The sequence below is a fragment of the Niabella pedocola genome (assembly GCF_021044425.1).
Lineage (GTDB): Bacteria > Bacteroidota > Bacteroidia > Chitinophagales > Chitinophagaceae > Niabella > Niabella pedocola.
The window spans coordinates 1,241,166-1,265,469 of sequence record NZ_JAJNEC010000005.1 but is presented as its reverse complement, the minus strand read 5'-3'; the positions used below and the strand labels follow the sequence as shown (position 1 = coordinate 1,265,469).

20 protein-coding genes are annotated in these 24,304 nt (G+C 47.6%); 7 read left to right on the top strand and 13 right to left on the bottom strand.

Annotated elements, in window-relative coordinates; all coding sequences use genetic code 11:
* The first annotated feature begins 35 nt into the window (after positions 1-35).
* Positions 36-863: an alpha/beta hydrolase gene (locus tag LQ567_RS12900; RefSeq protein ID WP_231004928.1), complete on the top strand. Its 828-nt coding sequence runs from the start codon at positions 36-38 to the stop codon at positions 861-863.
* A gap of 6 nt (positions 864-869) precedes the next feature.
* Here the strand turns inward: LQ567_RS12900 and LQ567_RS12895 are convergent, their stop codons facing one another.
* The 4 genes from LQ567_RS12895 to LQ567_RS12880 form a co-directional block, all read right to left on the bottom strand.
* Positions 870-1,493, bottom strand: coding sequence for a GyrI-like domain-containing protein (locus LQ567_RS12895; RefSeq protein WP_231004927.1), 624 nt, complete (start codon positions 1,491-1,493; stop codon positions 870-872).
* An 879-nt stretch (positions 1,494-2,372) separates the two neighbouring features.
* Positions 2,373-4,418 (bottom strand): OPT family oligopeptide transporter, encoded by a 2,046-nt coding sequence (locus LQ567_RS12890; RefSeq protein ID WP_231004926.1) that lies wholly within the window; start codon positions 4,416-4,418, stop codon positions 2,373-2,375.
* A 55-nt stretch (positions 4,419-4,473) separates the two neighbouring features.
* On the bottom strand, positions 4,474-6,117 hold the full coding sequence (locus LQ567_RS12885; protein ID WP_231004925.1) for a peptide MFS transporter: 1,644 nt from the start codon (positions 6,115-6,117) through the stop codon (positions 4,474-4,476).
* 109 nt (positions 6,118-6,226) lie between these two features.
* On the bottom strand, positions 6,227-7,948 hold the full coding sequence (locus LQ567_RS12880; protein ID WP_231004924.1) for a peptide MFS transporter: 1,722 nt from the start codon (positions 7,946-7,948) through the stop codon (positions 6,227-6,229).
* Positions 7,949-8,058: 110 nt separating this feature from the next.
* Between LQ567_RS12880 and purD the strand changes: the two genes are divergently transcribed.
* Positions 8,059-9,333 (top strand): phosphoribosylamine--glycine ligase, encoded by a 1,275-nt coding sequence (purD, locus tag LQ567_RS12875; protein ID WP_231004923.1) that lies wholly within the window; start codon positions 8,059-8,061, stop codon positions 9,331-9,333.
* A 319-nt stretch (positions 9,334-9,652) separates the two neighbouring features.
* On the opposite strand, the gene LQ567_RS12870 is transcribed toward purD, so the two are convergent.
* The 6 genes from LQ567_RS12870 to LQ567_RS12845 all read right to left on the bottom strand — a co-directional run bounded on the left by LQ567_RS12870 (position 9,653) and on the right by LQ567_RS12845 (position 15,483).
* Entirely contained in the window at positions 9,653-10,435 is a 783-nt protein-coding gene (locus LQ567_RS12870) for a GLPGLI family protein (RefSeq protein ID WP_231004922.1), read from the bottom strand.
* Between the two features lie 6 nt (positions 10,436-10,441).
* Entirely contained in the window at positions 10,442-13,177 is a 2,736-nt protein-coding gene (locus LQ567_RS12865; protein WP_231004921.1) for an outer membrane beta-barrel protein, read from the bottom strand.
* An 86-nt stretch (positions 13,178-13,263) separates the two neighbouring features.
* Positions 13,264-13,476: a helix-turn-helix domain-containing protein gene (locus LQ567_RS12860; protein ID WP_231004920.1), complete on the bottom strand. Its 213-nt coding sequence runs from the start codon at positions 13,474-13,476 to the stop codon at positions 13,264-13,266.
* A gap of 2 nt (positions 13,477-13,478) precedes the next feature.
* Positions 13,479-14,021 (bottom strand): DUF2975 domain-containing protein, encoded by a 543-nt coding sequence (locus LQ567_RS12855; protein WP_231004919.1) that lies wholly within the window; start codon positions 14,019-14,021, stop codon positions 13,479-13,481.
* Between the two features lie 7 nt (positions 14,022-14,028).
* Positions 14,029-14,850 (bottom strand): CPBP family intramembrane glutamic endopeptidase, encoded by an 822-nt coding sequence (locus tag LQ567_RS12850; RefSeq protein ID WP_231004918.1) that lies wholly within the window; start codon positions 14,848-14,850, stop codon positions 14,029-14,031.
* 9 nt (positions 14,851-14,859) lie between these two features.
* Entirely contained in the window at positions 14,860-15,483 is a 624-nt protein-coding gene (locus tag LQ567_RS12845) for a DUF2975 domain-containing protein (protein WP_231004917.1), read from the bottom strand.
* Between the two features lie 181 nt (positions 15,484-15,664).
* On the opposite strand from LQ567_RS12845, the gene LQ567_RS12840 reads away from it, so the two are divergent.
* Positions 15,665-17,494: a hypothetical protein gene (locus tag LQ567_RS12840; protein ID WP_231004916.1), complete on the top strand. Its 1,830-nt coding sequence runs from the start codon at positions 15,665-15,667 to the stop codon at positions 17,492-17,494.
* On the opposite strand, the gene LQ567_RS12835 is transcribed toward LQ567_RS12840, so the two are convergent.
* From LQ567_RS12835 to dusB, 3 genes are all read right to left on the bottom strand, one after another.
* Positions 17,488-19,275 (bottom strand): MutS-related protein, encoded by a 1,788-nt coding sequence (locus tag LQ567_RS12835; RefSeq protein WP_231004915.1) that lies wholly within the window; start codon positions 19,273-19,275, stop codon positions 17,488-17,490. The two genes, LQ567_RS12840 and LQ567_RS12835, sit on opposite strands and share 7 nt — an antisense overlap.
* Positions 19,276-19,337: 62 nt before the next feature.
* The gene (locus LQ567_RS12830; RefSeq protein ID WP_231004914.1) at positions 19,338-19,970 is read right to left on the bottom strand and encodes a Uma2 family endonuclease; all 633 of its coding nucleotides are present in this window, start codon (positions 19,968-19,970) and stop codon (positions 19,338-19,340) included.
* A 141-nt stretch (positions 19,971-20,111) separates the two neighbouring features.
* Positions 20,112-21,152, bottom strand: coding sequence for a tRNA dihydrouridine synthase DusB (gene dusB, locus LQ567_RS12825; RefSeq protein ID WP_231004913.1), 1,041 nt, complete (start codon positions 21,150-21,152; stop codon positions 20,112-20,114).
* Positions 21,153-21,280: 128 nt separating this feature from the next.
* On the opposite strand from dusB, the gene LQ567_RS12820 reads away from it, so the two are divergent.
* The 4 genes from LQ567_RS12820 (at position 21,281) to LQ567_RS12805 (ending at position 24,090) form a co-directional block, all read left to right on the top strand.
* Positions 21,281-22,195 (top strand): CPBP family intramembrane glutamic endopeptidase, encoded by a 915-nt coding sequence (locus LQ567_RS12820; RefSeq protein ID WP_231004912.1) that lies wholly within the window; start codon positions 21,281-21,283, stop codon positions 22,193-22,195.
* Entirely contained in the window at positions 22,185-23,045 is an 861-nt protein-coding gene (locus tag LQ567_RS12815; RefSeq protein WP_231004911.1) for a phosphatidate cytidylyltransferase, read from the top strand. Before LQ567_RS12820 ends, LQ567_RS12815 begins: the two co-directional genes overlap by 11 nt.
* A 36-nt stretch (positions 23,046-23,081) precedes the next feature.
* Positions 23,082-23,666: a Crp/Fnr family transcriptional regulator gene (locus LQ567_RS12810; protein ID WP_231004910.1), complete on the top strand. Its 585-nt coding sequence runs from the start codon at positions 23,082-23,084 to the stop codon at positions 23,664-23,666.
* 79 nt (positions 23,667-23,745) lie between these two features.
* Positions 23,746-24,090 carry a nuclear transport factor 2 family protein gene (locus tag LQ567_RS12805; RefSeq protein WP_231004909.1) on the top strand — a complete coding sequence of 115 codons (345 nt, stop codon included), beginning with the start codon at positions 23,746-23,748 and terminating at the stop codon, positions 24,088-24,090.
* Positions 24,091-24,304: the final 214 nt, after the last annotated feature.

The following is a 24,304-nucleotide window of genomic DNA, read 5'->3' as shown; positions in this document are numbered from 1 at the left end:
TTTTTTAAATACACCTTCTCAAAAAATCAATAAAAATGAGAAAGGCTATTTTCCTGCTGCTATTGCTTTGGAGTGCCGGTTGCTTACATGCGGCCACGGTTGATACCGTAAGTATCTATAGCAAGGCGATGAAAAAAAGTTCGAATTGCGTGGTCATACTGCCACAGCATTACCAGGAAGGGAAACAGTTCCCGGTGGTTTACCTGTTGCATGGTTATGATGGCTGGTATGCGAACTGGATCATCCGTGTGCCGGACCTGAAAGCGCATGCCGATCGTTACCAGTTGCTGATTGTTTGTCCGGACGGCAGTAAGGACAGCTGGTACTTTAATAGCCGCATGAACCCGGCCGTGCAGTATGAAACCTATATCGGTACAGAAGTTCCTGACTATATCGACACGCATTATAAAACACAGAAAAGCCGCTTTGGCCGGGCCATTACGGGTTTAAGTATGGGCGGCCATGGCGGTTTGTTTCTGGGGCTGCGGCATGCCGCTACCTTTGGGGCCTGTGGCAGCATGAGTGGCGGGGTAGACATAAAGCCGTTTGCGGAAAAATGGGGCATTCAAACATGGATCGGCGATCCGGGTGCCGCCGGTTTCGACTGGAAGGAGATCACCGTGGCGGATGCGATTGAAAAATATCCGCGTGATTCCGTAGCCATTATCTTTGATTGCGGGGTGGATGATTTTTTTTACGAAACGAACAACGCACTCCACGAAAAAATGGTGCGGTTAAAAATTCCGCACAGCTATAGTACCTATCCCGGCGGGCATGACTGGGCCTATTGGCGCAATGCCATCCAATACCAGCTGCTGTTCTTTAGCAATTTTTTCAATAAACTAAATATACCCGGCAATTGAGAACGGTTATTTTACCGGTTCTCTTAAAATCGTTTTCAGTTTTTCAGGAGCTGTTTTATTAAAATCGGATAAATAGATCTCATGATGTACGCCGTTACGGGAAAGATTTTTCTCCTGCATAAATGCAGTGATCTTTTCCAGTGATTCCGGTTCCGTGGCAAAGGGACCCTGATGCAGCAATTGTACACACAAACCTTCTTCCATGCTGAATAACTCCAGGAATTGAACTTCGATGAGTTGTTTCTTCAGCAGCACGGCTTCCTGGCTTTCCTGTACTTCTTTTTTGGTGATAAAATCCGGCAGCCGTATCAGCAGGCGGTATTCCCACTCGCTCCGGGGTACTTTCAGCGAAGCTTCAGCAGCCGTTTGTACACGGAACCGGCTTTCATCAAACCACCAGAGTCCTTCCAGTTTTGAAACCACGAAATCCTTGTTGCGGGCCTTGCAGGCGAACTTCAACGTATAAGCGGTGCTGTACAGGGCTTCGATATGTTTTTTAAAGGATGTACCGGAGGGATCGCCCTTGCCGGTGACAGACAGGAATTGGGCGGCTTCGATCGTTACCAGTGCCGGTTCCGGCTTTGCCGTAAAATAGTGCCGGTATTGTTTTGTAAGATCCAGTTTTTCCATGATTCATATTTTAATGATACAAAGAAAATACGGGATTGTGACAGCTATATGTCAGCAGAAATAAGGGACATAAAAAAAAGAACACTCCTATTTGAAACGGAAGTGCCTTTAACATTGTGATATGAAAACGAAAAATGATGCATTCAAATAGAGCGTGATGTCATTACAAGATTACCGGTGCGCTGCACCTCGGTTACCTTTTATTGCCGTTGGCTAAGAGGTCAATGCTGCTCTGCAGCTTTTCTTCATCCCCATATGTGATAAAAAAAGTTGGGGCTGGAACACGCTGGAGGTTTTTTTATTTACATTTATTCATTCAATAGGACCTAATAAACAAAGAGGCCCACCTGCCGGCAGGCGCAGCGCGCCATTAATATTTGTAACCTGGAAAGCCGGAAGTGTTACCTTTTATTATCGTTGGCTAGGCGGTCAACGCTGCTCCACAGCTTTTCTTCATCCCCATATGTGATAAAAAAAGTTGGGGCTGGAACACGCTGGAGATTTTTTTATTTACATTTATTCATTCAATAGTGCCTAATGAACAAAGAGGCCCACCTGCCGGCAGGCGCAGCGCGCCGTTAATATTTGTAACCTGGAAAGCCGGAGAAACGTCTTAGCCGCAGCGCGGCGGTAATATGGCGCGCCGGGTCTATATCAATCCCGCATGTTACGGGTGCGCTCCTGCATTGCAGATGATTGTCGTTGGCTGGCTGGTTAGTGCAACGTTGCAACTTCCCTATGTGACCTGAAAAAAAAGTTCCGGCTGCAACGCATTACAGCCGGAACTTTTTTGGTAAACAATTTATTAAGGTACTTAATAAACCCAACACAGCGCGCCGGTAATATGTATAACCCGGATGGCTGTAATATGCAGGAATATTATTCCTTGTTCTTGGAAAGACCCACCCGGTACAAAACGAAGGCCATAGTGGCAAAAGCCAGTGCGCCCAATACGTAATAACCGCCTTCTCCCAGCGCAGTACTGAGTCCATGTTCTGCGTTCACCGCTTTTAAGGCGGCGGCGGGGCCATCAAACCCGGAAAGAATAGCGATCACCACACCGGCAACCGCACCACCGGCCACCAGTCCGGTAGCAAAAAGATTGCCCCGGCCTAATTCCTCTTCTTCAGGATTTGCAGCCTTACCGGCTTTTTTATCTACGGCACCACGGATCAATCCGCCGATGAAGATGGGCAATGTGGTCGACAATGGCAGGTACGCACCTACGGCAAAGCTCAGCGATTTTACACCGCAGAGTTCCAGCACTATAGAAATAAATACACCCACCAGTACAAACTGCCAGTCGAGGTTAAAGGAAAGGATCCCTCTTGCCAGCGTAGCCATCAGCGTACCCTGTGGTGCAGGATAATATTCGGAACCGATCGCATGTTCGGTAACGCCTTTTGCCACCATATCGGCGGTTGGTTTATCCAGGAAGTTCACGGTAAGACCGATCACAATGGAAGAAACGATTACACCTACAAACAAGGCCAGCTGCTGGTATTTGGGCGTAGCCCCCACAATATAACCGGTCTTCAGATCCTGCGATGTGGCTCCGGCATTGGCCGCGGCAATACAGATCAATCCGCCCACCACCAGGGCCATGGGTTCATACGCTTTTCCGCTCCAGCCCACGGCAATAAAAATCAGGCAGGTACCCATCAATGTGGCAATGGTCATACCGCTGATGGGGTTATTTGAAGAACCGATCAGGCCTACAATACGGGAAGAAACGGTTACAAAGAAGGCGCCGAAGATCACCACCAGGATGCCGATCAGTAATTTTTGAAGAATGGTATGTCCGGGTATCTGTGGCAGTAAAGCGATCAGGATCACCAGGCCCAGGCTGCCCAGGGCCACTACTTTCATGCTCAGGTCGCGCTCCGTACGTTTAACCGAAGCCGCTGCAGCTGCACCGCCTTTGATAGAACCCAGGCTTCCTTTAAAGGAGGAAACAATAGTGGGAATGGTTTTGATCAGCGTAATAAAACCACCGGCAGCTACTGCACCCGCGCCGATCTGGCGGATATAGGCATAATACACAGCGGAAGAAAAATCATCAAATGTTTTGGCCACGGGATCCCAGCCGCCCTTGCCGCCCGCGGTTGCGGTATTGGCGAGGTAGCCTAATTTTACCAGCTGACTGGCAATAAGGTCGGGCGACACTACGGATGATAACAGCGGGATCAATACCAGCCAGGCCAGCACACCACCGGCTACCAGTACGCCCGCGATCTTTGGCCCGATGATATAACCCACACCCAGGTATTCAGGGGTGATTTCACCACTGACCTTTGCGGATGGGAAAAACCGGTTCGTTTGTTTGGTAATAAATGCAGGCGTTTCCGCAATAAGGTGTACGATCTTCTGCAGCACGGCATATACAAAGGCAAAGCCAAGTCCCCAGAAAGCGGTCTTGGCAAAATTGCCACCCTTTTCCCCGGCTTTCAATACATCGGCACAGGCCGTACCTTCCGGGTAGGGCAGGGTTTTATGTTCGTTTACGATCAATGATTTCCGGAGCGGGATCATCATCAGGGTACCCAATATACCACCGATAATGGCCAGCGTAAGGATGGTCATATAATTAAAAAAATGTTCGCCGCTGCCATCGCTCAGGAACAAAAAACCGGGGAGGGTAAATACCACGCCGGCCGCAATGCTCTCACCGGCGGAGCCCGTTGTTTGAATGATGTTGTTTTCAAGGATGGTGGTCTTTAAAAATTTGCGACCCAGGGTAATGGCAATTACTGCAATTGGTATAGAGGCCGATACGGTAAGCCCGGCTTTTAATGCCAGGTACACCGTGGCAGCGCCAAATATGATTCCGAAGGCGGCACCGGTAAGCACCGATTTTAATGTAAACTCCGCCACGCGGGCGTCATCCGGCACAAAGGGCTTAAATGAAGATTTTGTTTCCTGCATAGATATTCTTAAAAATGATAATTGCGTTGTGATCCGGCTGCTTGCTATCGTTGCTCTATGCCACGCCTTTTTCCTTCATCACGCGGTTCAGCCATTTTAAAATGGCAAAAAGGAACAATGCGGCACTAAAAAGCAATACGAAATTCAGCCAAAAGTAGCTTTCTTTATTGGTATATTCATCCCATTTGCTGGAAAGAATACCGCTGAGCTTGTTGCCGATGGAGATAGACAGGAACCAGCCGCCCATCATCAGGGAGGTGATGCGCACCGGGCTCAGTTTGGATACCAGCGACAATCCCATGGGACTTAAAAACAGTTCCCCAACGGTAATGATGCCATAACTGCCGATCAGCCACCAGATGCTTACTTTTTCTGCACCATTGTTACCGGCTTTTACGGCAAGCACCATCACCAGTACCGACATCGCCGAAACCAGCAGGCCCAGGGCTATTTTGGAGGGCGTGGAAGGTTCCTTTCCTTTTTTGCGGAGCCAGGTAAAGAAGGCTACCAGCAACGGAGTAAGCACGATCACCCAGAATGGATTGATGGATTGCGACAGTGAGGGAGCCCAGGCTTTTACCTGGTCGCCGTCCTTCAGCGGGGTTTCCGCTCGGTTCATATTTTTAAAATAAGAAGGATAATCCAGCCCTTTTACTTCCTTCCCGTCCTCTTTTATTTTCCGGAACTGGTGGTCGAGCAGGGTAACTGAATCTTTTTTATACGGGATGGTTTCGGTAAGTTTCAGCGCATTCAGGACCGTTCCCGTGGTACCTTCCACATGCCGTTCTGTGTACCGGCTGGCCCAGGTATTGAGTGCGGAGCCGTTCTGTTTGAAAATGGCCCAGAACAGGATCACCACGGCAAAGATCGAAAGCAGTGCTGCCATGGGGCGCCGTTCCTCTTTCGGGCTCCGGAGCAGGAGTGCGATAAAAAATACCGCAACGGGGAAGCAGGCAAAGATAAAGGCATCCGTACTGCTGCTGTCGAAAATAGCCCCGTCGGCACCTTTTATCAGGTAACCAACGGCTCCAAAAACCAGGGCCGGCAATACCACCAGTCCGAATATTTTGCCTATGGACATATCCCCCTGTTTCAGCGGTTTGCGGGTATCGAATGCTTTGTAGTGCGGCTTACCGATCACAAAAATGATCACACCCAGGAACATACCCACACCGGCTGCGATAAAAGCAGCGCCCCAGCCAATGGTAGTATAAAGGGCCGCTCCGAAAAAGTTACAGATAAAGGCGCCGATATTGATCCCCATATAAAAGATATTATATCCTTCATCCTTTTTATCCTGGTATTGGGAGGTAGAATATACATTGCCCAGCAGGGTGGAAATATTGGGTTTAAAGAACCCGTTGCCGATAATGATGAGGGTCATGGCCAGGTACAGCATGGGTACGGAGCGTACGCTCATCAGGCAATAGCCCACACCCATCAGCAGCCCGCCGATGATAATGGCATTACAGTAACCCATTTTACGGTCGGCCAGCAATCCTCCGAGGAAGGGTGTAAAATAGATCAGTGCGATAAACGTGCCGTACAGGGAGGCGGATTCTTTTTCGTCCATGCCAAAGCCACCGGTGGCATCCTTCAGGTAAAACGTAAAAATACCCAGCAACAGATAGAAGCCAAAGCGCTCCCACATCTCACTAAAAAATAAAAAAGGCAGCGCCCGGGGATGTCTTTTCCACATGACCAATTTGTTTCAGGGGCGAAAGATAACAAATGATCGTTTATAAACTAAAAAAAACACGCAGTAAGGAACTACGTGTCTTTAAGATGGTTATTTGCCCGGTGGCAGATCAGGCAGAACCCGTCCGCTCCTTTACAATCGCATTTAATGATTTGATCCGGGCGAAGATCCAGATGCCTCCGATAAAGGCGGCCACTGCAATGATCAGGAAGAAAATCTTTTTATCCGCAAAATGATCCCACTGGCTGGCCATTACACCGGCCACCTTTCCGCCCAGCGAGGTGGAGAGGAACCAACCGCCCATCATGAGCGCGGTAAGCCGGGGAGGGGAAAGTTTGGATACGAACGACAAGCCGATCGGGCTCAATAAGATCTCGCTGATCGTAAATACAAAATAGGTGATAAACAGCCAGTAAGCGGCCGTTTTATTCGTGTAAACCGAAGGCACAGACATTACTGCAAATACCATTGCCAGGGCCGAAAGGCCGGAAATGAACAGGGCCAGGCCAAATTTAGCCGAGGTGGTGGGCTCACTGCGCCGTTTCCGGAGCCATACCAGCAACCCTACCAGTATGGGTGTAAGCACTACGATAAAAAACGGATTGATCGATTGAAACAGTTCGGTATTGGCCAGCCGTTCGGTTTTTCCCTGGGGCCATTCGGATGGCGGTACATTATTATAATAAGGATCGGGCCCCTGTACCTGAACGATCCTTGTGGCGGAGTCTACCAGGTTGCCGTTTGCCAGCAGGAGGTCCTTGCCTTTTACAGCCTGTATTACCGAACTGGTATCGGTTACCGCAATCAAATGGCCGTCTACTTTATCGGTTTGCCGCAGGCTGTCCGTTACTTTTTCAAGGAAGCCCAGCTTGCCTGCAATTTGTTCTGTGGTGCCGCTTACTTTACGGTCGGTATAGGTTTGTGCCCAGATGGTGAGACCGGTAGAATTCTGGTTATAGATGGTCCAGAAAATAATGGAGATGGCAAAAATGAACAGCAAGGCTCCAATCGACCGCTTATCGGATCCCGCAGCTTTACGCCAGATGTTTACATAAAAGATGATCACGGGTACACAGGCAAACATAAAGGCATCGTTTGTGTCAGAGCCGAAGATGTTTCCCGGAATAACCCAGCCGATGACCGCGGCTACGATCGCGGGTAAAAATACGTAGAGCATGATCCTTGACATGGGCATGTCTTCTTTTTCCAGGGGCTTTTTGATATCGCCCTCTTTTACATGCTTCAGCTGTGTGGCCAGCCAGATGAGTCCCAGGATCAGGCCCACGCCTGCAGCAGCAAAGGCATAGCCCCAGCCGTAGGTATTGCGTAAATAGGCTGCCGCAAAATTGCAGAAAAGGGCGCCGATGTTCACGCCCATATAGAAAATATTGTATGCATTATCTTTTAATGGCTTCAGTTCTTCTCTATTATAAATATTACCAAGGATGGTAGAAATATTGGGTTTAAAGAAGCCGTTGCCGATACAGATCAGCCCCAGTGAAACGAACATCGCCGTATCACCGGGTATGGCCAGCCCGATGTAACCGGCCGCCAGCAGGATACCGCCTAAAAAAATGGATTTGATGTACCCGAGATACCGGTCGGCCAGCAGGCCACCAATAAAGGGGGTTAAATACACCAATGCAATAAAGGTGCCCACAATGTCGGCACCCGTTTTATTATCAAATCCCTTTCCCCCTGTTTTGTTATCCGTAAGGTAAAGAAATAAAATTCCAACCATCAAATAGTATCCGAAACGTTCCCACATTTCGGTAATAAATAACACAAACAGCGAGCGGTGATGTTTCGCTTTGGCGGGTACCTGAGTCATATATTTTCTATTTAAAAATTACCGGCCAAAGTACAGAAAAATCCGGAATCACCTTTTTTTTTCATTTTATAGCTATCTTTCCGCCCTTAATATTGATCAAAAGCAAAAAAATGAAAATACTGGTTTTAGGAAGCGGGGGACGGGAGCATGCTTTAGCCTGGAATATGAAACAGCGGGGTAATCATGAACTGTTCATTGCCCCGGGAAACCCGGGAACGGCTGTGCTGGGCACCAACATAAACCTGGGTGTGAATGATTTTGAAGGCATCGGCGCATTTTGCCGTGAAACCGGAATTGAAATGGTGGTGGTAGGGCCCGAGGAACCCCTGGTAAAAGGGATCCGGGATTTTTTCCTGGCAGATGACACACTGAAGGCGATACCGCTGATCGGACCCTCGCAGTTTGGCGCGCAGCTGGAAGGTAGCAAGGCCTTTGCAAAAGCCTTTATGGAACGGCACCAGATACCAACCGCCGCTTATAAAGAATTTACGGAAGCAAATTATGAAGAAGGGATCCGGTACCTGGAGGCGCATGCACTGCCGGTGGTGTTAAAGGCCGATGGACTGGCTGCGGGAAAGGGTGTGGTGATCTGTCAGACCAACGAGCAGGCGGTGGCCGAGTTTGAAGCCATGATCCAGGAAGCAAAATTTGGCGAGGCCAGCCGTAAAGTAGTGGTGGAGGAATTTTTATCGGGAATAGAAATGAGTGTGTTCCTGGTTACCGACGGAAAGGAATATGTGGTGTTGCCGCAGGCGAAAGATTATAAGCGCATCGGTGAAAAGGATTCCGGACTTAATACCGGTGGCATGGGTGCGGTAAGCCCGGTGCCGTTTGCAGACGCCGGTTTTATGCAAAAGGTAACTGACCGCATTATGAAACCCACGGTTGACGGACTTTCCAAAGAAGGAATTGATTATACCGGGTTTGTGTTTATTGGCCTGATCAAAGTAGGAGATGATCCGTTTGTGATCGAATACAATTGCCGTATGGGCGACCCGGAAACAGAAGTGGTGATGCCCCGGCTGAAAAATGATATTGCGGCCGTGTGTAAGGCCGCTGCCGAACACCGGCTGGCTGAAATTACGATCGAGGAAGATCCGCGTACCGCTGTAACCGTAATGGCCGTAAGCGGAGGCTACCCGGGGGATTATGAAAAGGGATTTAAAATAACCGGACTGGATCAGCCGCTGAATGATGCCATCCTGTTTCAGGCGGGTACCAAGGAGGCGGAAGGACAGGTGGTTACCAGTGGCGGGCGGGTGTTATGCGCCACGGCATTTGGTGCCACGGTTACAGAAGCCGTTAACCGCTCAAAGGAGATCCTGGAGCAGATCCGTTTTGATGGTATGTACTATCGCCGGGATATCGGGTACGAATTTTCATAGTGCCATAACTCCCCGGCATACGGGGTATGCATTTCAACGATTTTAAAGATGGTTGTCTCAACGGGCAGCCATCGCTCGTTTATGGCCTTGCCATTCTGTCTGCCGCGGCGAACCATTTACGCATAACCATAAGGCCACAAAGCCGAAGGCAAATTTGTAGTATAAAATTTTGTAGCATTTTTTTTTGCTACAGAAAATGGTGTTACAAAATTGACCCGTACTGAAAGGTTGACAAAGGTTTAAAACGATCGCTATCGGTAGGAACACCTACACATCCACTTAGACCTTCCGGATTTTATTGCGTCTTTTAAAACGGCCGCTACAGATCCATAAAGAACTGTACCCAGGGGGAGGTAAGCCCAAATTGTTTCAGCATTTTGGCCGTGGTGGTATTAAACTCTTTGTTGTTTACCAGGGTGTTTTTTCCCTGCACCGGCAGCTTCCATTTGTCGGGCGCCGTGTCGGTACCGGTAACGGTTTTGGCAAAAATGGTAATATGCTGGTGGGGAATAGCAATGCCGAGGATCATACCCGGAAGGCCGTTAAACGATTCGGGTCCTCCTTTCGTAAGGATCTCATCGGTATAAAAAGCAACCACATAAATGGAATCGAAGAACAAGGCATTGGCCCGGTGACACTGATAGCCCGCGATCTCCCGGGTTTCATCCGTGAGTTTCCATTTTATATTCTTCAGGGAATCCTTTATAAAAAAGGATTTCTCGAAAGCCTGTTTGATGGTTTGCACTTCTTTTGTTTCAAAATTGCTGTACACCTGGTTCTTATAGGCCACGGGAATGGCAAAGGTTTTTGAAAAATCAATGTCCGGGTTCTGCGGCTGATAAAGCGTATGTGTTTTATCAAAATACAATTCAAAGCTATCCGCCCAGAACTGGGGAGCCCTGCTGCGGTATTGCTGCATGGTGGAACTTAGCTGGTCTTCCGGTACCTGTTTGGTTTCCTTCAGGAAGATCTGCATGGCGGCAAAGGTATTCACGTTGCGTTCAAAGGTGATCCTGCCGCTGTTCACAAAGGCTGCATATTGCGCCCGCACGGTGCCTTGTGCCGCTATTATCAGTAATAAAGCCAGATAAATCCGTTTCATGAAAAGTTATTGCTTAAGGTTATTAAATTTTGTAAAACTCCAGGTGGCGCCCACCATAAAAAAGCGCCGAATGGTGGTATACCGGTTCTCGGAGAAGAAGGTGTTATTGGCGGTACGCGCATAACCATTGTTCTCGTTGAGGATATCATTGCAGGATATTTTAATGGTCAGCTGGTCATTCTTCAGGAAATTCCGGCCCACCCAGGCGTTCCAGATGGTGCGGGTGAAATTATCACTGAAGGCCCTGCTTTTCTGTTGCCATAGATAATTCAGATCGGTATGCAGCTGAAACTTTTTAAGAAAGTAAATATCTGCAGAGGGGTTAAGGTTGTAAAAGAAATAGTTGTTATTGCTTCCGGGTTGCAGCGAGGAGCTGTTTAAGGTATACCCTCCGGTGCCCGTAAGGTAAAGACTGTATGCCTTCATCTTGGTTTTGAAAAATTCCAGACCCAGGGTATAGGTGGTATAATTGAGTTTGTTTACTGCCCGGTTGATCAGGCTGAACGTATTTCCGCCGCTAATGCTGCCATAAGCGCCGGCCTGGAGATCCCATGCCTGTATCTTTTTTGAATAGTAAAGGCTGGCGTTGTAATTCTGGTTGGTATAGCCCTGCATATTTATAAACTGATACGTGTAGGCGCCGGAGGTATCTACCAGTACACTGTTGACAATAGGGTTCGATGCCCTGCTATAATTGGCATAACCGCCGGCATAGGTTTGCGATACCACTTTTACCGTATTGTAATAAGCCGTAAGGTTATTGGAAAAACTATTCTTCAGATCAAGGTTGGGCAGGTAAGTGGATAACTGGCCATTATTAAAGGCTAAGGGAAGCAGTTGTGTGCGCTCTGGATTGGTGCTGTTACCGTTGTAGCTTACATTTAAACTTTTATAATTACTGAATTTATAATTCAGGCTGGCCTGGGGATTCCAGTTCCAGAACTGTTTGTCGAACGTGAGCGGACGGTAGCTGTCTTCGATATTCATGCGTACCAGTTTGACGTTGTTACCGATTTTGGCAATAAATTTTTTGGAAGCATAGTTCAATGCGGCGCCGGCCTGGTTACCCCAAATGGTGCTGTTCATAAGGGTACTGAACTTTTTGTCCATAGTGGCTCCTGAAGGATCCTTGGCAAGATCAAATGAGCGCTTGTCATCGTGCAGCTCTTCGTTGTTGAGCTTATAATTGACCAGCAGCGATAATTTTGATGTAAGCGGTTCCGTGTAGTTGGCGTTGAAGCTAAGGGTGCGCCAGTCGTCGTTCATTTTCCGTTGCAAATGAAGGGTTGCGGTACTATCGAATAGCCCCTGCTCATCATAAAAATCGCTCTTGGAATAGCTTTCACCCAGTGAGGCATCGTTGGAGAAGTTATTGTTCAGGTAAAACGAAAGTGTCCGGCCGTATTTCTTTAATTTTTTCTCCCAGGAAAGGTTCAGGTTATAAGCATTATAATCGTAGTCATTAGAACCGAAGCTCTGGTAATTGTACAGCAGGCTGCTGTCGCCCCGCAGGTTCCGGGTCATCCCGTTGCTTTTATTTTTACTGTTGTTGATGGAACCATCCGTATAGACCGTAACGGTGGAAGTCGTATCAAACTTGTGTATGTATTTGGCGTTGGCCTTATGACCGCTGCTGCTGTTTTCAAAATGATTGTTGGCGTTGCTGAGGATCAGGCCGGTGGGAAGATTGTTCTGTGATATGGTATTGTCATTCCCCGCCACATTGGTCATATTGAACTTATAATTACCATTGATGCTGTTTTTATCTTCGCCCCATTTTTTATCATAATGCAATCCAGCGGAGGTAGCCGTTGGCAACCCTTTGCCGGAATACGTACCGTTGCCATCCTCATCGCTTCCGATCTTTTCTTTATCGGCGGAGCCCAGTCCGGTACGGCCGATATTGCTGGTGGTGCCATACACCGCCATTTTTCTCTTGCCCTTAAAGGCGTTTAACATTCCCTGGGCATTATAATGTTGATCCGTACCTCCTCCGGCCTCAACCTTGCCAAAGACCCCGTGATTTTTATCCTCTTTGATCTTCAGGTTGATGGTTTTGTCCTTTACCCCGTCTTCAATACCGGTAAATGCTGCGGCATCGGATTTTTTATCGTATACCTGCACTTTGTCGATCATATCGGCCCTCAGGTTGCGGGTAACCAGGGTAGGGTCATCGCCAAAAAACTCTTCCCCATCCACCAGTACCTTTTTTACCTTTTGCCCCTGGGCGGTGATATTACCATACTGGTCTACCTGTAAACCGGGCAGTTGCCGGAGCAGTTCTTCCACCGTGGCATTGGCCTGTACTTTAAAGCTGTCTGCCGTATACTCGGTGGTATCTCCTTTGATCTTTATAGCGCTCACCTGCGATTTTACGATCACCTCCTGCAACAGCTTTTCTTTAAGGATCATATTCACCTTGTTCATGTTGAACAGGTTGTTCTTTGCATCCCGCATAAAAACCCGGTGCGCATAGTCGGCATACTTCGGGTAACTGAAAAATAACACGTATCGTGCGGTATCACTAAGGTTATGGAACGCAAATTTCCCGTCTTTGTCGGCCCGGGTATCGGCTACAATAAATGAATCTTTATCCTGCAGGAGTACCACGGAGGCATTGGCCAGCCGCACATTGGCACTGCTGTCCATTACAACACCGGTAACGGATGTTTTTTGGGCATAGCTCTGGATACAAAGAAGAAACAGGGAAAACCATACAAGTCCCAGGTATTTTTTTGTCATTGAAGGTCAATTTTATTTAAGCTCAGCTGTTAGTCGTTTAAATGCGAAAAAAAGTTACAGCGTTCTAAAAGAAATGTAAAAGTTTTTTATGCGTTGTCTTTCCGGTACTCCAGGATATCACCCGGCTGGCAATCCAGCGCATTACAGATGGCCTCCAGAGTTTCAATACGGATGGCCCTGGCCTTGCCGTTTTTTAAAATGGAGAGATTGGAGAGGGTAATGCCCACTTTTTCACTGAGCTCGTTGAGCGACATTTTCCGGCGGGCCATCATAACGTCTAAATTGATAATGATGGGCATAGTTATACGGTTAAATCGTTTTCGGCCTGGATTTGGATTCCTTTTTTAAAAATCTGTGCAATCACAAAGAGGATCACACTCATAAAAAGCCATACATCGGCGCCGTCCAGGCGCAATGCCTGCAGATCGGGCATTCGGATACCCTTTTTTACCAGCCATTCGCTGTATTGGGCACCGGAGGAGGAGAACAAACCGATCAGCAGGGCAATGAATGCGCTTGTTAAGATAAAACGCCGGATGGTTTCATCGAAAGGCTGGCTCAGGGTTAGTTTTTTATTATGCAGGATTTTTATGATCCCGTAAAATAACCATGCTTTTAATACCATTACAATGCCTATAACCAGCGTCATTACAAAAAAATACCCGTGATCGCTTTTAAACAGGTCCGACAGGTCGGCCTGCTGCCAAAGATATCGTACCTTATCCGGATTGAACAATACAAAAGCGGAGTTGGTGATGAAGCCTCCGGCCTCGATACAGAGTCCTACAAATATGATCCATGAAACAATGATCAGGACCCATAACAGTATTGTATTCTTTTTCATTTTAAAATCATTTAAATATTTTGGTAATTGCACGTAGAAATGGCCGGTTAGTGGTTTTCCCGGAAATAAGGATGCCGGTGATGGCTATCAGAAAAATGATTGCGTGGAGCATCAGGGCAACCGTTTCGCCGTATGCTTCATTCCCCTTTGTGTTGGTGTATTGCCAGATGCCGGGACTGCCGGTAAGTCCGAACATCCAGCGGCCAAAATTCCAGGCACTGTGAAGGCCTATAGGCAGGGCGAGGCCTTTTGTTTTAAGGGCGGCCAATCCGAACAAAAGCCCACCGGTTCCTGACCCAATGACCGACATGCGCCAGCTCATGCCCGCCAGGCGGTGTTCAAGAATAAAAACGATGGTTACGATCATTAATGCGGCCATGTTGTTGTAGCCTGTGGCAAGTCTTGTTAAAAAGTAAGAGCGAAATACCAGTTCTTCTCTTGCTGCTACAAGAAGATACAACAACAGGGCGGAAAAAACGGTTCCGAAACGGGGCATGGCACCCAGTGACAACCGGAAAGGCGTTACGCATATAACAAGCAATACCCAGGCAAGAACCATGAGCAAACCCACTACAAACCCCTTTAAAAAACGGGGAATGCTTTGTTTATGCAAATAAACCCCCGTCTGTTTTAGTGGCAGCTTATCCCTTCGGCAAAAGAGGATAAGCGTTATAAAGGTAAGCACGGCTGCCGTTCCTATCGTTACCGTAGCTTCCGGGTGAACGCCGGTCACCGGTACTATTGCAGTAGTAGCCACAAACAGCAAGGTAGTACTGATGTAAAAAAACAATGCCCTGAACAAAATGGAATATGAATGTTGTGGTTGCATGCCGGTGATTTAAATAGTGAACGCCTGATCGTTTTGAAGCCGGACGCCGCTTGCATATACAAAAGCAATGACCCAGATGATCAAACCGGTGATCAAACCATTGCCGATTTCTGTTTCTAACTGAAAATGCATCGCCGGAAACAGCTGGCGCAATATACGCCCCTCAATCAGGTAGTCGAGCATCTTAATGATGTCATTTGAAATAAAAGCCAGGGCCATCAGGCGGAGGTAACGGATGATCTTCAGGTGAAAGGGTGAATCGCTTTTATTAAAGCTTTTTAATACGCGGATAAAGATCCACAGGATCCATATGCCCAATGCCATATACACTGTTTTTATGAATACCGTATAATAGCCGGCAGGTGTATCGGGATGAATGCTGATCACATACCGGCTGTTTACCTGCTCATATTTAGCAGTATGTTCAGCGTTGATAACCAGGGGCGATTTTATGGAGTTAAAGGACCGTACATTTAAATTAAGCTCACGAAAATCATTCGATTCGAAACCGGGCTTCACCCCGGCTATATTCAGTACATACTTTACCAGGAATAAAGCGGTAAAAATCACGAGCAGGTAAAAGCCAATATAGGCCAGCACCTTTAAAATTTTAACAGCAGGTTGTGATCTCATACATTTGATTTTAAATACAAAGCTGCGCTATTTTTATCATATTTCAAAATAAATTTATTGTAAATCGATAAATTTATTTTGAAAATCGATTTAATCGAAGCCTTGTTGCCTTACAATCAATGCATGCAAGTAATGAATGCCGTATTTTTAGCCGGTATTTAATATTGATTTTGTATAGCTTATGAAGTATGCTGTTTGTTTTTTGTTGCTGCTGCTCCCGGGCGTTTCGCTTAAGGCAGTTGCGCAATCACCGGAGGTCATCAATCAGAACCTGGACAATTTTGAAATAGCCGCGTCTTTTGCCGATACCGGAAGTTTTAGAACAAAAAATATTTTTTCTGTCCGTTATTATAGTAAACCGGATAAGAAGCCGGCGGGGAAAAATGTAAAAAATATCGGAGGTACGCTGGTGCAGATGACCGCGTATGCTGCATACCTTCCGGATGGAAGAAGAACTTATTATGAATACTACAGCGGAGATAAAAAGTATGATGCGCGGTATTATTATGATCCGCAATTCAAAAACCTGCTGCTGATCGAACGGCCGGAAACAGAAACTTTAGCCTGGCAAAACTGGCTGCGGTATAACGATAAGGGATTGCTTGAGGGCATGATCCGTTGTGCTAATAATGAGGGCCGCCTCCAGGTGGATGCTTATACAACGTATAGCTACCGTGATTCCGGCGCTGTCCGCATGGTGCAGATCACCGGTTATAACAGTGATACGATCGCGGATCCGGTTGCGGAGTATCGCTTCTCCGGGTCAACGCTGGTAAAAAACCGGCCCTTATATCAATCGAAAGTGCAACGCTTCCGGATGATCCGGCATTCGTATAAACCGGTGGAAACGCAGGGTTATATTTTTGACGACCGCCAGGTGCGGTTCACTTACGACGACAAGGGTTTTATTACATCCGAGGTTTGGCAAAAGCCGGAGGGGACATTGGAAAATAAAACGGAATACTTCTATTCAAAGGAATATACCGAACGTATCGAACAGCAGTATCATATGAAGGGTACCGAAAAATCATTAAAAACGGTACGCAGGTACAATGCACAGGGCGACTTGGTGTTTGAACAGTCAACCGAGTATACCGGCAATCTGCTGGGCATCGAAAGCTACACATATAAGTATGACGACAAAAATAACTGGATCGAAAAACGGAAGTATTACCAGCCCTGTAACAACGGCGTATATGGCGAAAAGCAACAGGTGGCCTTTGAGGCGCGGGAAATTGTGTATTACCAGACCGGGCAGGTACCAAAAATGTTGCCGCTGCCGCATTACCCTGCACAGTTAGCGGCGATGCTGAAGCCAATACCGGCCATTGCCGCCAAAAAAAAGCAACAGCAGGAGGCCTTTGATGCTGCAGTAGCATCCGGTAACTATGATGAAACCATTAAAATTACCAGCGCTGCTACGCTTGCGGCTTTTACACCGGCGTATTGGACGGTGCGGGACAGCGCTTTTGGAGATCTGGATGGTGTGGAGGGCGACGAGGCCGTGATGGTGTATAAAACGCCCATGCCGGCGGAGATGGGCTTTGCTTCCTGTCTTGCCGTTTACCGGAAAGCCGGCGGGCAATGGCACCTTTGGCATCAAACCCTGGCACCCTTGCTGGGCGATCAGAACGGAGGCATGATGGGCGATCCTTACAGCGGCGTGGAGATTGCAAGAAGATGCATCGTTATTCACCATTTTGGAGGAAGCCGTCAGAAATGGGAATATACCCACCGTTACCGGTTTCAAAACGAGCATTGGTACCTGATCGGCGCTACCGTGCATTTTGGAGCACCCTGCGATTATATGGAACAGCTGGATTATAATTTATCTACAGGCGAAGTGGTGGTAAAACATACTACAGAGGCCTGCGACAAAAAAGGGGCGGCAAAAGAAAGCGGCTGGACAGAGCGGATGCAGGTTAAAAAGCCGCTGCCATTGATGGATGCTTTTATACCCGGGAAAACCGAACTGGCATTGCCCAAACGAAAACAGACCCTGTATTACTGATCGATGACGCCCATTTTTTTCATCAGGTAGGATGCGCTCAGCTTGGTACAAACCCCATCTTTCAGTTTATAGTCAAAGATCAGTTCATCATTGATGATCTCCGATTCAAAAGCCTTGTTGGAAATATAGCCGGGGTAATCCTGTATCAGGTCGGCTACCACTACATCGTGTGTGGCAATAATACCAAACGTATCGAAGCCGGCCATTTTCCGGATCAAACCGATGGTGCCGTTCCGCTTATCGTTGCTGTTGGTACCCCGCAGGATCTCATCCAGGATCACGAATGTGATATGCCCGTTCTCAAGATGCTGTACAATGGTTTGCAGGCGCTTTAATTCGGCATAGAAGAAGGACTCACTTTCCTGAAGCGAATCCGTAATGCGCATACTCACGTATACATCAAAGGGATAAAAGACAAAACGGGAGGCTGTTACAGGTGCACCACTGCGTGCCAGCACAAGGTTCATGCCTACTGTGCGCAAAAAAGTGCTTTTGCCGCTCATATTGGAACCCGTAAGAATGATGAATTTTTGCTGCAGGAAGTTTACATCGTTGCAGATCCTTTTTTCAGAGCGGATCAGCGGGTGCCCCAGGTCTGTGGCGGCCAGTGCAGGCTCCTTGCTGATTTCGGGGAAGGCGTTTACCGGGTTGTTAAAGGAAAAATTACCCAAACTGCCCAGCGCTTCAAACTGGCCGATTACCTCAAGCCAGCCGGCAATATGATCTCCATGCTTCTTTTTCCAAATGCCCAGCCGGTACAGAATGTGTACATGAAAAAGGAATAACCCATTTAGCAGGATGCTTACCACAAGATTTACGATGGATTCCAGGTATTCAAACAAGGAAGCCAGTTGATGCAGTTGCCGCGAGGCGGCGGGGGCATCCTGTTTCAGCTGCTGCTGGTAAGCCTGGAGGAGCGGCGTGTTGAATGGCTGATCTTCGATCCGCCGCAGCTGGTCTTTATACGCGGCCAGTATTTTGTTTACGGATGTAGAAACGGTTAACTGGGCTGCAATTTTTTTTCCAAATGCAAAAGCGATGACCAGGTTCAATACAAACGTGCTATAAATAATCCGGAATACTTCGTTGCTGTCTGATATAAACAGATAATAGAGTAAACTGCCAATGGTAACCAGCGGAAAAAGCATCAGGAAGCAATACAGCGGCTTGCTGATGCCGGTTTTGGAAGCATGTACCCAGGCCATGAGCTGGTTCAGTTCCTTCTCCCGGTTTTCCTGCAGGCTGCCGCTGGCATAGAGCTGCTGACGAAAATCGTTCAGGGCTGCCAGTTCTTTTACGGCTTCCTGCCGCTGCAAGATGGTTGCTGTGTCTGGGTTTAGCAGCAGGCTTGCCAGCGCTTCTCTTCCAAAAGAGGTACTGCAACGGTTCAAATGCGCGTAAAGTCCGCCCGCTCCAAACAGGTCCAGATCATAAGAATAGGGATGGTGCGGATCTTCATAGGCTTTTCCATTGGCATAAGGCGACCGGTTGGTTTCCAGGAAAGCGATCTCGTCGGCATTATATTTTACCAGGGCTTTGTAATAGGCGGTCTTTTGCTGCAGGCGGTCGTACCATTTTACCACTACAAGGAAAGCAATAAATACAATAACGGCGGATGCAATGGTTAAGGCATTGCCGGTTTGGGTAGATTGATAAAGCAGGTAGATAAAAACGGCAAAGAGCAGGAGCCGGAAGAAACTGAGCCATCCCGACTTTTGCTTCAGCAGGTTTGCCTGTTTAGAAAACTGTTCCGCTCTTTCTTTATAGCTTGTAGTATCCATAGAACCGTAAAAGTAAAGAAGAAGCGTCAATGATGCACAGAAATGGGCGGGCTGGTGTTACTTTATTCAAATATATCGCGCACGTTAAATTTTAACTCCGGGAACAATGCGGAACGGATTTCATCGGTTTCAATAAAAGGTTTGATGCCCTGGAACTTTCCGTCTTTTAATATATACACAAGGATTACTTTATCCTGCGGTTCTACGAGCCAGTATTCTTTAACGCCGCTTTCTTCATAGAGGTCAAATTTGATCCCCATCTCCTTTTGCGTATTCCCGGGAGAAAGAATTTCTACTACCAGGTCGGGAGCACCGATGCAACCCCGGTCGTCTATTTTTTCCGCATCGCAGATAACGCAGATATCGGGTTGTACCACGGTGAAAACAGCCGCATCATTCGTTTGCTTTTTGGAATCAGGCAGGCGTACGTCAAAAGGGGCTGCAAAAACATTGCAGGACTTTCCCTCAAAGTAATTCCCGATTTTAAGGGTGAGCTTTAAGGATGCAGACTGGTGCTTTATACCCGGTGCCGGGCTCATTTTATGGATCCAGCCTCTTAAAAGCTCTACTCTTTCCCGGAATTTCCAGCGGAAATAGTCGGCATAGGAATAACGCTCAGACAAGTCAAGCTGATCCAGGGATGTAATGGCACCATAAGGAACAAAAGGTTCTTCTACGTTGTTTTCCGAATCCATGAAATGGGGCTTTTCAGTTCCTGTAAAGATAATCTTTTTAAATGGCTGCCGGAAGAGTTGTCTGCTTCTTTACCATGATTAACGGCTCATAGATGCGCTGGACGACCCGCTATAGTTCATGAACCATTGGTCATAAGCACATTAATTCACCGGGCATTTTTCGTGGTAATTAATCAGCTCAATGGGTGTGGCCTGCATTTCAAGACCGGAATATTTTTCAATGATCTCATCCAGCACTTCGCGGATGGGGGCTTCTTCTGTCAGCCGTACCAGCTTGCTCCGGTATTCTTTTATATTGGGCAGTCCTTTAAGATAATTGGCGTAATGACGGCGCATTTCATTGATACCAACAATGGCGCCCTTCCATTCCACACTTTTTTGCAGGTGTTTGCGCACCACGTTTACCCGTTCTTCCACGGTAGGAGGGGGTAGTACAGTGCCTGTTTGCACAAAGTGCTTTATCTCCCGGAAGATCCAGGGATAACCGATTGCGGCCCGGCCGATCATAATGCCATCCACGCCGTAACGGTTTTTATATTCGAGTGCTTTTTGCGGACTGTCGATATCGCCGTTGCCAAAGATGGGAATACGGATCCGCGGATTGTTTTTTACTTTACCGATCAGGGTCCAGTCTGCTTCTCCCTTGTACATCTGGCAGCGGGTACGGCCGTGGATGGCCAGGGCTTTGATGCCTACGTCCTGAAGGCGCTCTGCCACCTCTTCAATATTCAGCATGCTGTCGTCCCAACCCAGCCGGGTTTTTACGGTTACCGGCAATGAGGTAGATCGTACCACGGCATCGGTAAGGCGTACCATCAGGTCGATATCCTTCAATACACCCGCTCCGGCGCCTTTCAGTGCCACTTTTTTTACAGGGCAGCCAAAATTAATATCCAAAAGATCGGGCTGCGTTACGTCCACAATCCGGGCAGCCATTGCCAGGCTGTCTTCATCGCCTCCGAAGATCTGGATGCCGATGGGCCGCTCATAATCAAAAATATCCAGTTTCCGGCGGCTTTTAATCGCATCGCGGATCAGGCCCTCACTGCTGATGAACTCGGTATACATCAGGTCGGCTCCGTTATCCTTACACACCGCACGAAAGGGAGGATCGCTTACATCTTCCATGGGAGCGAGCAACAGCGGAAAATCCGGCAGTGATATGTTTCCTATATTTACCATTTCTTGAGTTATCAGCTTTCAGCCTTCCGCATTCAGCGTTTAATGTTTCGCTTTCAGCGTTCTACGCTCAGCTTGAAGAAATCAACTATTTTTGAGCCCGCAAAGGTACGATTTATTTTTTTGATGCTATGATAACAGATCCTTATAAGAAAGATGTATCCTATACAGCGGGGTTCTTTATGCTGGTGGCTTTTGGTGTGGGTGGCATGTTCCTGGCAGGTGCTATTGGAGGAATTGTGTGGAATTTAATGACAGGGAAGAACCTGTTGGAGCTGGCCAAGGCGATTGGGAATCCGGCCTATTTAAAGGAAATCCAACTTTTACAAACCCTCCAGGCCGTGTTTGGATTTTTGGTGCCAACACTTGTAACTGCTTCTTTTTTAAGCCGTAAGCCGCTTGGACTGGTGGGTTTTAGCCAAAAACCTCAGGGGAATCAGATCATTTTCAGTATTGCGATTATGTTGTGCGGCTTGGGAATCAGTGCCGGGCTGGGCCATTTAAGCTACCAGCTGCCCTTGCCGGCAGGACTAAGAACGGTTTTTGATAACTGGGAAAAACTGTATGCCTCCCAGGCTGCGGGGCTGGTGAGTTTTAAAAACATACCGGATCTGCTGATTTCAATTGTGGTGCTGGCACTGGTGCCCGCGGTTTGTGAGGAAGCCTTTTTCCGGGGCGGATTGCAAAATTTTATGTATCGCGGCAACCGGAACTTATGGCTATCGGTGATCGTAGTGAGCGTGATCTTCAGTATCGTGCATATGTCGGGATATGGTTTTCTTTCGCGCCTGGCCCTGGGTATAATTCTTGGGTTGATTTATCAGTTATCGGGAAATATCTGGCTGAATATCCTGGCGCATTTTATTAACAATGCCCTGGCCGTTATTGTGATGTATACCCAGGTACAGGGTGGAAAGTCGATCGCGGAAGCCATGAGCGACAAAAGCGGCAGTTACCTGGGACTGCTGGCGGTGCCGGTAGTGGCCTTTCTTTTTATGCAGCTGAATAAGAAAATACAACAAACAAAACCGGCAGATGGCATTTAACTGGAAAACATTCTGGACAAGGGCTTTTACCGCATTGATCTTTGTAGCGGTGATGATGGCCGGGTTGCTTTATAATGAATGGAGCTTTTTGATATTGATCAGCCTGATCCATTTTGGCTGCTGGTGGGAATACCTGCAGCTGATCGAGAAGATTTTCGGCGTTTCTTTTCATCCTTATATAAAGCTTGGGTTCTGTTTAACCGGGTATCACTTGCTGCTGCTTTGCTGCGGCTCCCTGCAATGGTTGGGCTTTGGCCTTGCTTCCAGTTTTTCGTTGCCGTTCCTGGTGGCAGGGTTGGTATTGCTGGTGACGGGGATGTTCCGGCAACGCATCCATGTAAAGGCGTTGGGCGCTGCGGCACTGGGCTTTGTGTATATTTCACTGAGCTGGGCACTGCTGTTATCCCTGCGGTATACAACGGAAATCCATATTATGAAAGATCCGGCTCAGAACGCCATGTCCGGCTTCTTTATTCCTATCCTGCTGATCGTAGCGATATGGATCAATGACACCTGTGCCTACCTCGTAGGTTCAATGATCGGGAAAACCCCGTTATCAAAGATCTCTCCCAAGAAAACGATGGAAGGCACCGTTGGTGGAATGCTGCTTTGTGTGGCGGCCATTACACTGATCCTGCAATACTGGTTTCAATGGCAGGCGCTGCTGGGCATTTCATTGATTGCGGCCATTACCGGTACGGCGGGTGATTTGCTGGAGTCGAAGCTCAAGCGAATGGCTGGTGTAAAAGACAGCGGCCATATCATGCCAGGACATGGGGGCTTTATGGACCGGTTTGATTCGCTCCTCGTAGCCATTCCATTTGTTTGGTTGTTCCTGCTGTTTTTTTAATAAATAACGGATCTGTCAGGTTTCCAAAGCCGAACAGTGACCTATCGGATGATGCATCACCTGCTTACATATTTACGATCCCTGGCTCCGCTTTCTGATGAAAGCTGGCAACTGTTGCAGCCGGCATTGAAGCGGAAGCAGGTTGCTAAAAATGAGCTGCTCTTAAAAGAAGGCGCGGTTTGCCAATCGTTGTATTTTATTGAAAAGGGTTATTGCAGAAGTTACTACCTGGCAGACGGCCTGGAGAAAAACACGGGTTTCTTTTTTGAAAACGACATAGCTACCAATATCAGCAGTTTTGGAAGCGGGCAGCCGTCGGAATATTTTATAGCAGCGGGCGAACCGCTGGAGGTGATTGTTTTTGATAAACAGCGTTTACTGGAGGCGGGAAAAAAAGCACCGGAAATTGAAACCGCCGGGCGCTGCTGTATCCGCTTGTTTGCATCAAAGCAGGAAGCGTTCTCAAGCCTGTTTCAGCTTTATACCGCTAAAGAGCGACTGGCCGCTATTGAAGAACGGTATCCCTTTATGTTACAGCGGGTTCCGTTAACACAGCTGGCTTCGTTCCTGGGTGTAGCCCGCGAAACCCTGAGCCGCATAAGAAGCCGGCGGCATCTTTGAGCCGGGCATTTTGTGATAATTGTCACACCATTTTTTCTCCCGGCTTTATAGCTTTGTAATTCTATTAAAATAACACAGTATGAATCACGACGCAACAACTGTTGTTTCCCAATTTATTGAGGATCTCAACAACGAAGATTTTTCAGGGGCAAGAAATGCACTGCATGATGACTTTGTATTTGAAGGGGTGCTGGGAAAGAGAGAAGGGGCAGACCTTTACATAAAGGAAATGTCGCAGATGAAGCTGAAATATGAGGTGCTGCAATCTTTTGAGGCTGGTGAGGACACCTGCCTCTGGTACAATATTGATATGAATGGTAAAAAGATCCTGGCCTCCGGCTGGTATCATACGGATGCAGGAAAGATCCGGTCATTTAAAGTGGTGTTTGATCCGCGGCCCTTGCTTGATCCCGCACAAAAATAAGTATGTGCTGGTCGCAGCACTGTTGCCTGTTGGCTGAATGCTGACAGTGTACCTTTAATAAATACGCCGGATAAAAATCGGGGAACAAGCGCATCCTGGTTTTCAAGCTCGAAGGAGTAACATTATATCATTCCTACGGGGGTTCCTTGCGCTCAGGGTTTGGCGTTATAATTATGTCATCCGCTGCCGGTGAATTTTTATTCAGGAAACTTCC

Coding starts and splice junctions, on each gene's coding strand:
- LQ567_RS12900 (WP_231004928.1), top strand. CDS start 36: ATGAGAAAGGCTATTTTCCTGCTGCTATTGCTTTGGAGTGCCGGTTGC.
- LQ567_RS12895 (WP_231004927.1), bottom strand. CDS start 1,493: ATGGAAAAACTGGATCTTACAAAACAATACCGGCACTATTTTACGGCA.
- LQ567_RS12890 (WP_231004926.1), bottom strand. CDS start 4,418: ATGCAGGAAACAAAATCTTCATTTAAGCCCTTTGTGCCGGATGACGCC.
- LQ567_RS12885 (WP_231004925.1), bottom strand. CDS start 6,117: ATGTGGAAAAGACATCCCCGGGCGCTGCCTTTTTTATTTTTTAGTGAG.
- LQ567_RS12880 (WP_231004924.1), bottom strand. CDS start 7,948: ATGACTCAGGTACCCGCCAAAGCGAAACATCACCGCTCGCTGTTTGTG.
- purD (WP_231004923.1), top strand. CDS start 8,059: ATGAAAATACTGGTTTTAGGAAGCGGGGGACGGGAGCATGCTTTAGCC.
- LQ567_RS12870 (WP_231004922.1), bottom strand. CDS start 10,435: ATGAAACGGATTTATCTGGCTTTATTACTGATAATAGCGGCACAAGGC.
- LQ567_RS12865 (WP_231004921.1), bottom strand. CDS start 13,177: ATGACAAAAAAATACCTGGGACTTGTATGGTTTTCCCTGTTTCTTCTT.
- LQ567_RS12860 (WP_231004920.1), bottom strand. CDS start 13,476: ATGCCCATCATTATCAATTTAGACGTTATGATGGCCCGCCGGAAAATG.
- LQ567_RS12855 (WP_231004919.1), bottom strand. CDS start 14,021: ATGAAAAAGAATACAATACTGTTATGGGTCCTGATCATTGTTTCATGG.
- LQ567_RS12850 (WP_231004918.1), bottom strand. CDS start 14,850: ATGCAACCACAACATTCATATTCCATTTTGTTCAGGGCATTGTTTTTT.
- LQ567_RS12845 (WP_231004917.1), bottom strand. CDS start 15,483: ATGAGATCACAACCTGCTGTTAAAATTTTAAAGGTGCTGGCCTATATT.
- LQ567_RS12840 (WP_231004916.1), top strand. CDS start 15,665: ATGAAGTATGCTGTTTGTTTTTTGTTGCTGCTGCTCCCGGGCGTTTCG.
- LQ567_RS12835 (WP_231004915.1), bottom strand. CDS start 19,275: ATGGATACTACAAGCTATAAAGAAAGAGCGGAACAGTTTTCTAAACAG.
- LQ567_RS12830 (WP_231004914.1), bottom strand. CDS start 19,970: ATGGATTCGGAAAACAACGTAGAAGAACCTTTTGTTCCTTATGGTGCC.
- dusB (WP_231004913.1), bottom strand. CDS start 21,152: ATGGTAAATATAGGAAACATATCACTGCCGGATTTTCCGCTGTTGCTC.
- LQ567_RS12820 (WP_231004912.1), top strand. CDS start 21,281: ATGATAACAGATCCTTATAAGAAAGATGTATCCTATACAGCGGGGTTC.
- LQ567_RS12815 (WP_231004911.1), top strand. CDS start 22,185: ATGGCATTTAACTGGAAAACATTCTGGACAAGGGCTTTTACCGCATTG.
- LQ567_RS12805 (WP_231004909.1), top strand. CDS start 23,746: ATGAATCACGACGCAACAACTGTTGTTTCCCAATTTATTGAGGATCTC.